This is a genomic window from Flavobacterium cerinum (genome assembly GCF_004028155.1).
GTDB classification, from domain to species: domain Bacteria; phylum Bacteroidota; class Bacteroidia; order Flavobacteriales; family Flavobacteriaceae; genus Flavobacterium; species Flavobacterium cerinum.
Genome location: NZ_SBII01000002.1, coordinates 447,127 through 462,224, shown reverse-complemented (window position 1 = coordinate 462,224; position 15,098 = coordinate 447,127). Strand labels below are relative to the sequence as shown.

Sequence of the window (15,098 nt, the reverse complement as noted above, 5' to 3'; positions counted from 1 at the left end):
ATCATTTCTACTTAAACACTTCCACATCTTTACCGTCATAACTGGCAAATACCATAGAGGGATGAGAATCCTCATGATACATATTTCCATTATGGTCGATACCGATAGCTCCAGCAAAACCATCATAAGGTTTAAGCTCTGCAAACGTTTTGGCGAATGCCTCTTTAATAGGCATACCATCGGTAACGCGGGTTACAATTTTAGCAGCGGTAGCATTGCTAACAATGTCCTCTCCCACTCCTGTACAGCTCACTCCACAAAACTCATTGGTATAATTGCCAGCTACGGTAGCAGAATCTGATATTCGTCCGACCATTTCAAAACCTTTACCTCCGGTAGATGTAGCTACTGCAAGGTTTCCGTTTTTATCTAAAGCAACACAACCCACAGTTCCTAAACCCTTAGTTCCTAACTTAGCTTCATATTCTTTTCTCCTTTGAGGAATCTCGGTAGAGAAAACTTCAAAACCATGCTCGCGGGCAAATTGTATTGCACCTTCTCCTCCTAATATCCTATCTTCAAAAGGCATTAATTGTACTGCAACTTCTATAGGATTCTTTACATCTTCTATATTAATAACCCCACTCATTTTTTTTGTAGTACCGTCCATAAGAGCAGCACTCATCCTGATCTTACCGTCACTTTGAATCTGAGATCCTGTTCCGGCATTAAAAAGCACATCATTTTCCAGCAGTGTAACGGCATAAGCTGCTGTTTCTACTGCTGTATGGCTTTCCAGATACTCGTAAGATTGAGTTACAATTGCCTTTAAGGCATTTTGCTTATCTGCTTTTGTTTGGGCATCTGTAGTCGATTCACTAAAAAAGCCGCCGTGAATTATTATTTTCATAAATGGTTTTTGAGTAAGTTATTCGAGTCCTTCGATAGAATTATCGTTCAATTCAACTGGAATATCAAGTGCCGAAAAATACTGAGAGTTATGGATCTCCATTTTATGGTTTTTAAGATCATAGGTATCAAACATACTCATTACATGAACGATCATGTTATTAATAGATATCGGTTTCCCTAATTCAACCTGAGTAAGGTTTGTATCCATAATACTGCGTCCGTCAACCAAAATTACGAGTCCTGAGCCTATCGCCTCCATGTTACTATCATTGGTAATCAATAGTCCGGTGTCTTCACCCAGTCCAATTCCCAAAATACGTGGATTACCCACAACAGCCTGAAACAAACGTCCCATACGGCCGCGCTGTACAAAATGGGTATCTATAATAACATTTTGAATAAGGCTTAGCCCACTGGTAATTTTCACTTCGCCTTTAAGCAAAGCTTCCTGGCTGCTGCCCTGATAGATCATATTATTAGAAGCTGCAGCAGCTCCCGCCGAAGTTCCGGCATATATAAACTCTTCGTTTTGGTATTTATCAAGAATAATATCGTGTAGTTTAGTACCACCTAATATCGAGGTAAGCCTTAACTGATCGCCTCCGGTAAACATAACCACATCTGCTGCCTGTATTCTTTTCAATACATCAGGGTCTGTCGTTTGTTCACGTCTGCCAATATGCAGTAAACCAACATTTTTAGCATTTAGATATTCGAAGGCCTTAACATATTCCGCTCCTACTTCAAGCGGTATTATTGAGGCCGTTGTTATTACTTCTATTCTTGAATTTTCCTGATATTTTGATTCTTTAATAATTCTTTTTAAAATACCTGTTTCAAAAAAATTGAGGTTGTTCGCCACATTCAGGTCATAAGTCCCTTCAGTAAAGCTTCCTTTATCTACGGCTCCACCGATGATAATAAGTTTTCCTTGTACATTGTCCATCCTGTAAAAGTAGTTAAAAATTTAAAACTCTTAGGAATATAAGGGGATTAGCCACAAAACATTTTTAAAAATAATAGCTGTAAAACTAGCATTTTGTCATATTTTTAATTAAATTACTAAACATGGGCAAATTCTATTTTAACAATTAGTTTATATTCCATAAAAACACCTGAATTCTAACCACATAACTAATCTACACCCTTTTATTACCCTATGAAGATACTAAAAATTCAGGCCCTTCGCGGACCGAACATCTGGAGTGTCTACAGGAAAAAGCTAATTCAAATGAGGCTTGATCTTGAAGAAATGGAACAATCTCCAACCAATAAAATTGACGGTTTCCGCGAGCGTATTGAAGCACTCTTACCTACACTTATTGAGCATCGCTGCTCTGAGGGACACAAGGGTGGTTTTTTTGAACGAATAGAACGAGGCACCTGGATGGGGCATGTTATAGAGCATATTGCTCTAGAAATACAAACACTTGCCGGGATGGAAACTGGTTTTGGACGAACAAGAGAAACCAAAACACCTGGTACTTATAATGTAGTATTTAGTTACCTTGAAGAAAATGCCGGTATTTATGCTGCTGAAGCTGCCGTGCGAATTGCCGAGGTACTTATATCAGGCGGAGAATATGATCTGGAAGATGATATCCAGAAAATGAAACAGATCAGGCAGCGTGACCGATTAGGACCTAGTACAGGAAGTATTGTACAGGAAGCTGTTTCGCGTGATATTCCCTGGATAAGACTGGGAAGTAACTCACTAGTCCAGTTGGGCTATGGTATTAACCAGGTTCGCTTTCAAGCTACAATAACAAACAAAACAAGTCATATTGCTGTAGATATTGCCTGCAATAAAGAAACTACTAAGCGTATGCTAAGCGCTGCGTCGATCCCTGTTGCAGGTGGTGACATTTGCAGTACTGAAGAAGAACTTGAAGGTATTATCGATAAAATAGGTTACCCAATAGTGCTTAAACCACTGGATGGTAATCATGGTAAAGGCGCATCGATAAATGTAACAACACTTGAAGATGCTAAAGCCGGACTTGAGTTTGCGCAAAAATACGGACGCAGGGTTATCGTAGAAAAATTCATTACCGGATTCGATTTTCGTGTTCTTGTTATCGATAACAAAGTAGTAGCTGCTTCTCAAAGGGTTCCTGCTCATGTAAAAGGTAACGGTATAAATAATATCCAGGAGCTGATTGATATTGAAAACCTTGATCCAAGAAGAGGTTATGGCCATGAAAATGTGCTTACTGAAATTTCAATAGACCGCGATACTACCGATCTGCTATCTAAAATGGGATACTCGCTTGATACAATTCCATCTAATGATGAACTTGTATACTTAAAATCTACCGCCAACCTAAGTACAGGAGGTACATCTGTAGATGTTACTGATCTCGTGCATCCTGAAAACATATTCTTATCTGAAAGAATAGCCCGTGTTATAGGTCTTGATGTTTGCGGTATCGATATTATGGCAGAGAACCTTACACAGCCTTTAAAAGAAAATGGTGGTGTAATACTGGAAGTGAACGCCGCACCGGGTTTTAGAATGCATCTTGCACCTTCTGAAGGTTTACCCCGCAATGTTGCTGCTCCCGTTATTGATATGCTTTATCCTCCAGGCAAGCCAAGCCGCATTCCGATTTTTGCTGTAACGGGTACAAATGGTAAAACGACTACTACCCGATTATTAGCACATATTGTAAAAAACAATGGTTTTAAAGTAGGCTTTACAACTTCTGACGGTATCTATGTGCAAAACCACATGCTTGAAAAAGGTGATACTACCGGACCTATGAGTGCCGAATATATATTAAAAGATCCTACTGTAGAATTTGCAGTACTTGAAACTGCCCGTGGCGGTATACTTCGTTCCGGACTAGGTTTTAGCAGCTGCGATATTGGAATTATTACAAACATACAGGAAGACCATTTAGGCTTAAATGACATTCATACACTGGATGACCTTTCTAAAGTAAAACGTGTTATTGCACGAAGTGTAAAAAAAGAAGGATGGGCTGTTTTAAATGCTGATGATCCTGAATGCGTAAAAATTGCTAAAGACCTGTCATGTAATGTGGCTTATTTTAGTTTGGATGAAGACAATCCATTACTGAAATCACTTGCCAAAGAAGGGCGCACAGTTGCTTTATACGAAAATGGTTTTATCACTATTAAAAAAGGTGAATGGAAAATAAGGATCGAAAAAGCATCACATGTACCGCTAACTATGGGTGGTAAAGCGAAATTTATGATTGCCAACGTTCTTGCTGCTACTTTAGCTTCTTACCTATGGGGTTTTAAAACCGAAGACATCAGTCTTTCATTACAAACCTTTATACCGGGTGCCGCACAAACACCAGGACGTATGAATATTTTTGAATTCAGGAAATTCAAGGTTCTAATTGATTTTGCTCATAATCCGGCGGGGTACAGAGCTGTTGAAGAATTTTTAAGCAACATAGAAGCTACCCAGAAAATAGGGATTATTGCGGGTGTAGGCGACAGACGCGACGAGGACATTAGAGAATGTGCCGAAATTGCAGGCAGAATGTTTGATCATATTATTATTCGTCAGGAGAAACACCTTCGCGGCCGTACCGATGAAAACATCAACAACCTGATCTTAGAAGGCATTAACAGAACCGGAAGAGAAGTAACTTATGAAATTATACCTAAAGAGATCGAAGCCCTTAAACATGCTATGAATAACGCACAGGAAGGCAGTTACATAACAGCACTTAGTGATGTTGTAGCCAATGCGATAGATGTTGTTCAGCAGTATCTTGATAAAGAGAACGAAGAGATCATTGGAGAATAAAAAAATCCCGCATTAAGCGGGATTTTTTGTCTTTAGTCTCTTGCCAACCTGAGCCTTTAGAAGATTAATTCTGAAAAAAGATTTGACAGGCTCAGCATGACATATATACTTTTATGTTTTTAATTTTTTCTTTCTTGCAGCCGGGAATAATACATTATTAAGTATTAATCGATACCCGGGAGAATTAGGATGCAGGTCTAACACTGTAGGTGCATCACCTACCCTATGCTGGTAATCTTCAGGGTCGTGTCCGCCATAAAAGGTAAACATTCCTTTCCCTTTAGTCCCATGAATGTAACGTGCCTCACCATTTTGTTTGTTCTCACCCATTATCAATACATTCGATTTTATCCTGTCGGCTTTAAAAGCAGTTGTCTGCCCCATAAAACCTTTTACAAGCTGCGTATGGTTCTGGCAAAGCATCGACGGAATTGGATCCCACTTTGCAGAATATTCCATTAACGTAAAATAGTCTACATCCGGTAAAACAGTACGCCCATTGGTAGTATCAATATCCGAGAATTCATAAACAATCGGGTTACGCTCCAATACATAATCCTTAAATGCAAATGAGTTATTGTAATCAATTTTAGACTGATAGTTTGGATCACTCGCATCACCATCAAACATCGGTTCACAAATATCGACCCCTTCGGCTGAAAGTGCAATATCAAAACTATCAGTAGCAGAGCACATTGCAAACATAAAGCCTCCGGCTACTACAAAATTTCTTATCTTATTGGCTACAGCCAGTTTCTCCTGAGATACTTTTGCATATCCCAGCTTTGCTGCTAAAGCTTCTGCCTGTTTTTTTTGTTCTATATACCAGGGAGCATTTCTATAAGCTCCAAAAAATTTGCCATACTGTCCTGAAAAATCTTCGTGGTGCAGGTGCAGCCAGTCAAATAATAATAAGCCATCACCTAACACCTCTTCATCATATATTGCTGTAAAAGGAATCTCGGCATACGTTAGCACCATTGTAACAGCATCATCCCAAGGCTGTTTGCCCGGTGGCGTATAAACAGCAATTTTAGGTGCTTTTTCAAGCACTACATTTTCCATGTTTTGTGACGGGCTGCTAATTTCATCAAGAATAGAATTTGCCTCACTATCGCTAAGTACTTCAAAACTTACTCCTCTAATTTGGCATTCGCGTCTTATTTGTTCTGCATCGGGTAATAAGAAAGAACCGCCTCTATAATTTAGCAGCCAGTTTGCCTTATAACTTTTATCAAGTGCCCAATAGGTAATACCATAGGCTTTTAAATGATTTTGCTGAGAGGTTTCGTCCATTGGCAATAAGATCATAGATGCTTTTGCAGAAAAGCCTATAACAAGTAGCAGGGCGATATAGATGTTTTTAAACGGCATTTTTTTTTCTTTAGTAATTTCAAAGATAATAAACTAACGAGATATTGCTAATGATAGTACCTGTAAATTAGCTAAAAACAAAAAGCACATCCTGAGATGTGCTTTTATTAGTTTAGTGTTTAGCTAGTGAATGTGGCTGTCTTAATTCTGGATAGAAATAAATTCAGCGCCGGTAACATTCATTTCTCGTATTGCTTCGGTAATTACGAAGTCTTCATTAGTAATTTTTTCCATATAATATTGTTTTAAGTCGTGTCTTTTTTAGAACGGAACGTCGTCGTCATTATGTCCGCCACTGTTCATATTGCTTCCAAATGCCTCATTTGCCGATGGCAGATTTTGTGTAAGGAAAGCATTATTGTCATTCATATTCATGCTTGACGGCAATTCGTCAAACGGAGAACCAAAGTCATCCAAGTTGTCAAACTTACCAAGGTTACCGATGAACTTAAGCCTGATGTTATCCAATCCACCATTACGGTGTTTTGCAACGATAAACTCTGCCTGTCCCTGTGTTGGAGACTGCTCTTCATCATCCCACTCATCAATTTTATAGTATTCAGGTCGGTAAATGAACGATACGATATCCGCATCCTGCTCAATCGCTCCCGATTCCCTCAAATCCGATAGTAACGGACGCTTACTTGATCCCCTGGTCTCTACTGCACGTGATAACTGTGATAGTGCAATAACCGGTACATTAAGTTCTTTTGCAAGGGCTTTAAGCGTTCTCGAGATGGTCGAGATCTCCTGCTCACGGTTACCGCCGCCTTTTCCGCTTCCTCCTGCTGTCATCAACTGAAGGTAGTCGATGATAATCATCCTTATCCCATACTGGGATACCAGTCTTCGTGCTTTTGCCCTAAGGTCAAAAATAGAAAGCGATGGGGTATCATCTATATACAAAGGGGCTTTTTCAAGATCCTTTACTTTATGTGTTAATTGCTGCCACTCGTGATCTTTTAGCTTACCAGTACGAAGTATTTCAGACGATAGTCCTGTTTCACTCGATATCAAACGGGTAATAAGCTGTACCGAGGACATCTCCAGCGAGAATAAAGCAACACCGTGACCTGAGTCGACAGCAATGTTTCTCGCCATAGATAGTACGAATGCGGTTTTACCCATACCCGGACGTGCCGCAATAATGATAAGGTCACTGGGCTGCCATCCTGATGTAAGCTTATCAAGCGCATGGAATCCTGTAGCAACACCACTCATTCCTTCCTGGCCGGCAATCTCTTCAATACGTTTTTTAGCCTGGATAACTAAGCTTTGTGCTGTTTCAGAACTACGCTTAATGTTTCCTTGTGTTACCTCATATAATTTGGATTCTGCTTTATCAAGCAGGTCAAATACATCGGTAGTTTCATCATAAGCCTCTTCAATGATCTCGCTTGAGATCCTGATAAGGCTTCGCTGAATATATTTTTGCAGGATGATCCTGGAGTGAAATTCAATGTGTGCAGAAGATGATATCTTCTGAGTAAGCTGAATAAGGTAGGAATCGCCTCCTGCAAGTTCAAGTTTCCCTGTTTGTCTAAGCTGATTCGATACCGTTAATAAATCTATAGGCTGCGTGTCGTTAAAAAGCTGAACAATAGCCTCATAAATATTCTTGTGAGCATCTTTGTAAAAAGCGTCCGGCTGTAAGATATCAATAACGTCATCAACTCCTTTTTTGTCGATCATCATCGCTCCCAAAACTGCTTCTTCAAGATCAAGTGCCTGTGGTGGCAGCTTGCCTTTTTCTAAAGCGATAATGGACGTCTTATCAACTTTTACGGGGTTCATATTCCTGATATTTTCCATAGTACGAATGTAATAAAATTAAAGCGGATACATTAAGGAATTGTTAAGCACAAGGTGTTCATAACGTGTTGATAAAATGCACCTGTGCTGTTAATAACTCAAAAAAAATCCGAAGCAGTAAGGCTTCGGACTAATTATGCGTTTATGGCTTATTATTCCTTGAATTCGCCCATTTTGCTGTACTTATCCATCCTTTGAGCAATTAAATCGGCTGTTGATAAGTCTTTTAATTCATTATATCCTTTAAGGATGTATTCTTCTACGCTTTTAAACGCAGTTTCCCTGTCGTAATGTGCTCCACCAAGAGGTTCGGGGATAATATCATCAATAAGTTTATTGTTTTTCATATCAAAAGAAGTCAGCTTCAATGCTTCGGCTGCCTGCTCTTTGTATTCCCAGCTTCTCCAAAGGATAGAAGAACATGATTCCGGCGAAATTACAGAGTACCATGTATTTTCCATCATGTATACTTTGTCACCTACACCTATACCTAATGCACCTCCTGAAGCTCCTTCACCTACTATAATAGTAATGATTGGAGTTTTAAGACGGATCATTTCAAAAATGTTCCTCGCAATAGCTTCTCCCTGCCCGCGCTCTTCAGCCTCAAGTCCTGGATATGCACCAGGGGTATCTACTAAAGTTAAAACAGGAACGCCAAATTTCTCGGCCATTTTCATAAGACGAAGGGCTTTGCGGTATCCTTCCGGATTTGCCATACCAAAGTTCCTGTACTGTCTCGTTTTTGTATTAAAACCTTTTTGTTGGCCTATAATCATAAACGACTGTCCGCCTATCTTACCTAATCCACCTATCATGGCTTTATCGTCTTTAAATCCACGATCGCCAAATAGTTCAAGGAACGTATCACCTGTTAAGGCTCTAACGTGGTCCATGGTGTATGGACGGCTAGGATGTCTGGAAAGCTGTACCCTTTGCCAAGCAGTAAGGTTTTTATATATTTTCTTCTTTGTTTCTTCCAGTTTCTTCTCGATCTGTTTGCACGTATTAGACACGTCAACATCTGACTCCTGGCCTATTATTGTACACTTATCCAGTTGGTCTTCAAGCTCCTTTATCGGAAGTTCAAAATCTAAATATTCCATAGTATAGGCAGATTTTTAATTTTTGTTCAGACTGCAAAGATAAAATTTTCAGTGGACTGAGAAACAGCCCCTGCCATTTACTTTGCTTTTTTAGTATTATTTTTAAGTATCCCGTTGAGTATCACAGTTGTTAGAATAATGGCTGCGCCAATATAAAACCAACCACTCATTTTTTCTTTATCATTGAACACAAGTAGTGCAAGAATAATCCCATAAATAGGTTCCATGTTAATGGTAAGCATTACCGTATAAGGGCTTAGGTGTTTCATTACATGTACCGATGCTATAAAAGCATAGGCTGTACAAAAAGACCCCAGTATAAAAAGCCACATCCAGTCTGATGAAGATACGGTAAAAAATTCCATTGTAAAACTGCCCGAAAACAGCAGGTACAATGAAAAAAAGAATACGCCACCTAACAGTTCATAAAATGATATTACAACAGAGTCATACACCGGTGCATATTTTCCATTTATAATTGAGAATGTAGCCGACAGGAATGCCGATGTTAAGGCCAGCAGGATACCGTTTAAATAATTACCTTCAAAATGAAAGATCATATACAGCCCTGCTATTACTACTAATCCAAAAAGGACTTCATAGAGTATTACTTTTCGTCCAAAGAATATAGGTTCCAGTAAAGAAGTAAAAAACGCTCCTGTAGAAAGGCATGCCAGTGTTACCGATACATTAGATACTTTTATGGCCTGAAAAAAGGTAAACCAGTGCATGGCTATTACCAGCCCGGCAAACAGAAATCCTATAAGTGTCTTTATTGGAACTTTAAGTCTTGTTTTTGTAAATGCTGCATAAAGAATAATCAAGCCTACAGCTATGCTCATCCTGAACCATACTAAGGGCAATGCATCAAGGGTTATGAGCGCACCAAGTACAGCTGTAAACCCCCATACAAATACTATAAAATGAAGGTGTATGTAACTTTTTAATTTATCGCCTTGCATTGCGTAGAAGGTATATGGCGAGTATGCCAAATGTTACATTAGGGAACCATACCGCAATTAATGGCGACATAGTAGATGCTTCGGCAAGTGTACCAAAAACTTTATCGAAAAAGATAAAAGTAAAGGCAAGGCCAATACCCATAGCAAGGTTAATACCCATACCTCCTCTTCGCTTCATCGACGATACTGCTACTGCAATAATAGTTAATACAAACGCAGATATTGGTATACTGTACTTTTTATATTTCACTACCAGATAGGCATTTATATTACCCGATCCGCGTTGTTTTTCTTTCTCAATAAAACGATTTAGCTCACCAAGTGTCATGGTCTCGGCAATGTATACAACAGGCGTAAGATCATCAGGTTCAAAGTTGAATTTAAATTTCTTTTCCTGCGCAGATTCAAGCTCATCGCCCATAAGGCCGATCGTTCTTTTGTTGTAACCTACCAGCGTATATGTACTATCGGCAGCGTTCCATTTAATAGAACCTGCACTTATCTTATAAACCAGCTTGTTATCTTTAAAGTTTTCGAGATTGAAGTTATACCCTACTTTATCGAGGTAGTTAAAACTACTTACATAAATGTAATCGTTATCACTAATTTGCTTGTATACATCTGAGCTTTGCCTCGATTCAGGATTATTCTTTAAGTACTGATACCTAAAGTCATTAAAACCTTTACTTGCCCTTGGAACAAAGAAAAATCCCATTAGCAATGCTAATATTGAGATAAACGTGGCACCAACTATATACGGCCTTAAAAAACGCATATAAGAAATACCCGAACCAAGTATAGCAATGATCTCTGTATTATTTGCCAGTTTTGATGTAAACCATATTACCGATAAAAACAGGAATATAGGAAAAAGCATATTGGCAAAATAGATCGTAAAATCGCCATAGTACTTTGCTACCTGAAGAAAGGGAACTTTGTTAGCAAGGATCTTGTTTATTTTTTCAGATACGTCGATAACTATACCGATAGGTATAAATAGCAGCAGCATTACAAAAAATGTTGCTAAGTATCTTTTAAGAATGTACCAGTCAATTATCTTCAAGGGACCTCTATCTTAAATAATTTATAGTCTTTGGTTCATTTGTACTACCATCATATCTTTCCATTGACGGAAATCTCCAGCTAAGATATGCTTTCTCGCTTCACGAACCAACCACATGTAAAAACCTAGGTTGTGTATCGTTGCAATTTGTTTACCAAGGTACTCATTTGCTGCAAATAAGTGTCTTAAATAGGCTTTTGTATATTCAGTATCAACATAAGTAATACCCATCTCGTCAATTGGAGAAAAATCATCTTCCCACTTTTTGTTCTTGATATTTATAGTACCGTGAGCTGTAAACAGCATTCCGTTACGGGCATTACGGGTAGGCATAACACAGTCGAACATATCTACACCAAGAGCGATATTTTCAAGAATGTTTATAGGCGTACCAACTCCCATTAAATAACGCGGTTTATCTTCCGGAAGTATACTGCAAACCACATCGGTCATTGCATACATTTCTTCGGCAGGTTCACCTACAGACAGTCCGCCAATAGCGTTACCTACAGCTCCTGCATTAGCAATATATTCGGCAGATTGTTGTCTTAGATCAGTATAAGTACTTCCCTGAACGATAGGAAAGAATGCCTGGGAATATCCATACTTGTACGGCAGTTTATCAAGATGTGTAATACATCTGTCTAACCAGCGGTGCGTCATGTGCATAGAACGCTTTGCATAACGGTAATCGCATGGGTAAGGTGTACATTCATCAAAAGCCATGATAATATCGGCACCAATGGTACGCTGAATTTCCATAACGCTTTCGGGAGAAAAGAAATGGTACGACCCGTCGATATGCGATTTGAACTTTACCCCTTCTTCCTTGATCTTTCGGTTTGCCGAAAGAGAATATACCTGATATCCTCCACTATCCGTAAGGATTGGGCGGTCCCAGTTCATAAATTTATGTAATCCTCCTGCCTTTTCCAGAATCTCTGTTTGCGGGCGAAGGTATAAATGGTAGGTATTTCCTAATATAATATCCGGGTTAATGTCGTCTTTAAGCTCACGCTGGTGCACGCCCTTAACCGTTCCTACAGTGCCCACAGGCATAAAGATAGGTGTTTCTATAACTCCGTGATCAGTAGTAATGCTACCCGCTCTCGCTTTGGACTGCGGGTCTTTTGTAAGTAAATCAAATTTCATAGGTCTCTTTTACAGCGTGCAAAGATAATCCATTTATAATTTTAGTTTTACGATTTGTGATTTAATTTAAAGTTACCTGTTAATTTGATTTTCTTTTACACAAACCAGAAAGCACCTGTTAATTTATTTCCACATTTCCTGTAACAAAAATCAATATCTTAACGTCATATACCCTATAACCAACATAAACTTTATGAAAAACAAAATTTTCTCATTACTGTTCCTTTCCCTTATAACGCTGCCAGGTGTTATACACGCTCAGGACAAAGCAAAACTGGATGAATATTTTAATGCTCTTGAAACCAACCATAAATTTAGCGGAAGTGTTTCTGTATCAAAAGACGGAAAAACAATTTATTCAAGATCTGTAGGCTTCGCAGATGCTGCTACAAATAAAAAGATCAATGATAATACGAAATTCAGGATCGGTTCCATTTCTAAAACCTTTACTTCAACACTTATTTTTAAGGCGATTGAAGATAAAAAATTAAAACTGACAGATAATTTAGCTGCTTATTTCCCTACGGTTCCTAATGCATCTAAAATAACAATTTCTAATTTGCTAAACCACCGCAGCGGTATTCACAACTTTACTAACGATCCTGAATATACAACATGGATGACGAATGCTAAAACGCAGGCAGAAATGGTTGCTATCATTGCTAAACCTGCCAGCGAGTTTGAACCAGACAGTAAAGCAGATTATAGCAATTCTAATTATGTTCTGTTAAGCTACATTTTAGAAAAAGCATACAAGAAACCTTACAAAGAAATTGTGGATCAAAACATTGTAAAGCCACTGGGTTTAAAAAACACCTATTTTGGTGGTAAAATCAATCCGGCAAACAACGAAGCTAACTCATATGCAACGAATGACACTAAGGAGAAAGAACCTGAAACCGACATTTCTATCCCTATGGGAGCAGGCGGAATAGTCTCTACTCCTAATGACTTGTCACGATTTATTGAAGCTCTATTTTCAGGAAAGATCATTTCGATGGCCAGTTTGGATCAAATGAAAACGATAAAAGACAATTACGGAATGGGATTATTTAAATTCCCTTTTGATAGTAAAACCGGATTTGGACATTCAGGTGGTATTGATGGTTTTACATCTTTGCTTTCTTATTTCCCCGAAGACAAAATTACTTTTGCATTAACATCTAATGCCGGCGGTTCAAAAAATAATGACGTCGCTATTGCTGTACTAAGCTGGGTGAATAACAAACCTTTTGAGATTCCTGACTTTAAAACTTTTACAAACAGCAGTGCAGACTTAGATAAATATGTAGGCAACTATACTTCTGCACAGATACCTTTAGCTATTGCCATTACAAAAGACGGAACTACACTAATGGCACAAGCTACAGGTCAGTCGGCATTTCCCCTTGATGGAACTGCAAAAGATAAATTTGCTTTCGAAATGGCGGGTATATTGCTTGAGTTTAAACCCGAGCAAAATCAAATGGTATTAAAACAAGGTGGTGGTGTTTTTACTTTTACAAAAGGAAAATAACACATTTACTATAACAATATTTCAGCCCCGATATGTTTTACCATATCGGGGCTGTTTTTTTACATAGTCTCAATAAACAAAAGGCTTCTCAAATGTTTTTAATGTTCCTCTTTTTGTTTTTAAGCTGTGGAATAAAATCATTATTTTACTATCAAAAAACAATTTTAGCTAACAATTTGCTTTAATATTTGCCAAAGCAAAAGTTAAAGCAAACACTGTAAATGAAGTTGTATTTGAATTTAAAATTGAAATTGAAATATTTAAAAAACGGCAATTCGGTTTTTTGTAAAAGCCATACCATTTTAGTGCAAGAACGGTTACCGTAAAATTTCAAAAAAATGTCCCGAACTTTGCAATGCCGTATTTGAAAATAGAGAACCATGACAATTAGCCACTTACCGAATCACTTTATCAATGCAATAACAGCCATTTAGCTTCAATTCACAAAGCATCTGCCATTTGATTTTTGATGCCTAAATTAATTTGCCAGTCGTGAAAATAACAATTACTTTTGCACCAGTTTAACTTTAACATACAAAATGAAGCCTAACACACAACAACTAAATGACTTAACGACTCAGGTAAGAAGGGATATCCTTCGTATGGTGCATGCTGTAAATTCAGGTCACCCAGGTGGATCACTTGGCTGTACAGAATTTTTAGTAGCCCTTTACCAGGTTTTAATGGATCGCAAGGAAGGTTTTGACATGGATGGAATTAACGAAGATTTGTTTTTCCTTTCTAACGGCCACATTTCTCCTGTATTTTACAGCGTTTTAGCTCGCAGCGGTTACTTTCCGGTAGCTGAACTTGCTACTTTCCGTCTTCTTAACTCAAGACTTCAGGGACACCCAACAACACACGAAGGTTTACCTGGTATACGTATGGCTTCAGGATCACTAGGCCAGGGAATGAGCGTAGCCATTGGCGCTGCTCAAACTAAAAAACTTAACGGTGACAAACATCTTGTATACAGCCTTCATGGTGATGGTGAATTACAGGAAGGACAAAACTGGGAAGCAATGATGTATGCATCGGCTTACAAAGTAGATAACTACATTGCGACTATCGACGTTAATGGTAAACAAATTGACGGCCCTACTGACGAAGTATTGAACATGGGAAGCCTAAAAGCAAAATTTGAAGCTTTTGGATGGGACGTGTTAGAGATCAAAGAAGGTAACAATATAGAGGCTATCATTGCCGGTATGACTGAAGGTAAAACAAGAACGGGTAAAGGAAAACCAGTTTGCGTACTATTGTATACCGAAATGGGTAATGGTGTAGACTTCATGATGAACACGCACGCTTGGCATGGTAAAGCGCCAAACGATGAGCAGCTTGAAAAAGCATTTGCTCAAAATGCAGTAACCCTTGGCGATTATTAATTTTTAGATAATAGACATGAGAATTGAGATAATAGATTTTAGACAATAGACTGCTTCGGCCATCTCAATACTCAATACTAACATCT

Annotated in this window: 11 protein-coding genes; 3 read left to right on the top strand and 8 right to left on the bottom strand. The window is 38.5% G+C overall.

The features are described 5' to 3' along the window. Positions 1-7 precede the first annotated feature (7 nt). Together EPI11_RS05220 and EPI11_RS05215 are read right to left on the bottom strand one after the other, a co-directional pair. Positions 8-850 carry an isoaspartyl peptidase/L-asparaginase gene (locus tag EPI11_RS05220; protein ID WP_128388881.1) on the bottom strand — a complete coding sequence of 281 codons (843 nt, stop codon included), beginning with the start codon at positions 848-850 and terminating at the stop codon, positions 8-10. Positions 851-868: 18 nt separating this feature from the next. Next, positions 869-1,798 carry a cyanophycinase gene (locus EPI11_RS05215; RefSeq protein ID WP_128388880.1) on the bottom strand — a complete coding sequence of 310 codons (930 nt, stop codon included), beginning with the start codon at positions 1,796-1,798 and terminating at the stop codon, positions 869-871. A 213-nt stretch (positions 1,799-2,011) separates the two neighbouring features. Here EPI11_RS05215 and cphA point away from each other — a divergent pair, with 213 nt between their 5' ends. After that, positions 2,012-4,639 (top strand): cyanophycin synthetase, encoded by a 2,628-nt coding sequence (cphA, locus tag EPI11_RS05210; RefSeq protein WP_128388879.1) that lies wholly within the window; start codon positions 2,012-2,014, stop codon positions 4,637-4,639. A gap of 111 nt (positions 4,640-4,750) precedes the next feature. Here the strand turns inward: cphA and EPI11_RS05205 are convergent, their stop codons facing one another. The 6 genes from EPI11_RS05205 to tgt form a co-directional block, all read right to left on the bottom strand. After that, positions 4,751-6,013 (bottom strand): asparagine synthetase B, encoded by a 1,263-nt coding sequence (locus EPI11_RS05205; RefSeq protein ID WP_128388878.1) that lies wholly within the window; start codon positions 6,011-6,013, stop codon positions 4,751-4,753. A 261-nt stretch (positions 6,014-6,274) separates the two neighbouring features. After that, positions 6,275-7,825 (bottom strand): replicative DNA helicase, encoded by a 1,551-nt coding sequence (gene dnaB / locus EPI11_RS05200; RefSeq protein WP_128388877.1) that lies wholly within the window; start codon positions 7,823-7,825, stop codon positions 6,275-6,277. Between the two features lie 152 nt (positions 7,826-7,977). Continuing rightward, a complete protein-coding gene (locus tag EPI11_RS05195) occupies positions 7,978-8,931 on the bottom strand; it encodes an acetyl-CoA carboxylase carboxyltransferase subunit alpha (protein WP_128388876.1) in 954 nt (317 codons plus the stop codon). A 77-nt stretch (positions 8,932-9,008) separates the two neighbouring features. Further along, the gene (locus EPI11_RS05190; protein WP_128388875.1) at positions 9,009-9,893 is read right to left on the bottom strand and encodes a DMT family transporter; all 885 of its coding nucleotides are present in this window, start codon (positions 9,891-9,893) and stop codon (positions 9,009-9,011) included. After that, entirely contained in the window at positions 9,880-10,956 is a 1,077-nt protein-coding gene (locus tag EPI11_RS05185) for an LptF/LptG family permease (RefSeq protein ID WP_128388874.1), read from the bottom strand. The genes EPI11_RS05190 and EPI11_RS05185 overlap by 14 nt, the downstream gene beginning before the upstream one ends. A 21-nt stretch (positions 10,957-10,977) precedes the next feature. Then, positions 10,978-12,108: a tRNA guanosine(34) transglycosylase Tgt gene (gene tgt, locus EPI11_RS05180; protein ID WP_128388873.1), complete on the bottom strand. Its 1,131-nt coding sequence runs from the start codon at positions 12,106-12,108 to the stop codon at positions 10,978-10,980. A gap of 193 nt (positions 12,109-12,301) precedes the next feature. On the opposite strand from tgt, the gene EPI11_RS05175 reads away from it, so the two are divergent. Both EPI11_RS05175 and EPI11_RS05170 read left to right on the top strand, forming a co-directional pair. Next, on the top strand, positions 12,302-13,624 hold the full coding sequence (locus EPI11_RS05175) for a serine hydrolase domain-containing protein (RefSeq protein ID WP_128388872.1): 1,323 nt from the start codon (positions 12,302-12,304) through the stop codon (positions 13,622-13,624). 539 nt (positions 13,625-14,163) lie between these two features. Next, on the top strand, positions 14,164-15,012 hold the full coding sequence (locus EPI11_RS05170) for a transketolase (RefSeq protein WP_128388871.1): 849 nt from the start codon (positions 14,164-14,166) through the stop codon (positions 15,010-15,012). Positions 15,013-15,098: the final 86 nt, after the last annotated feature.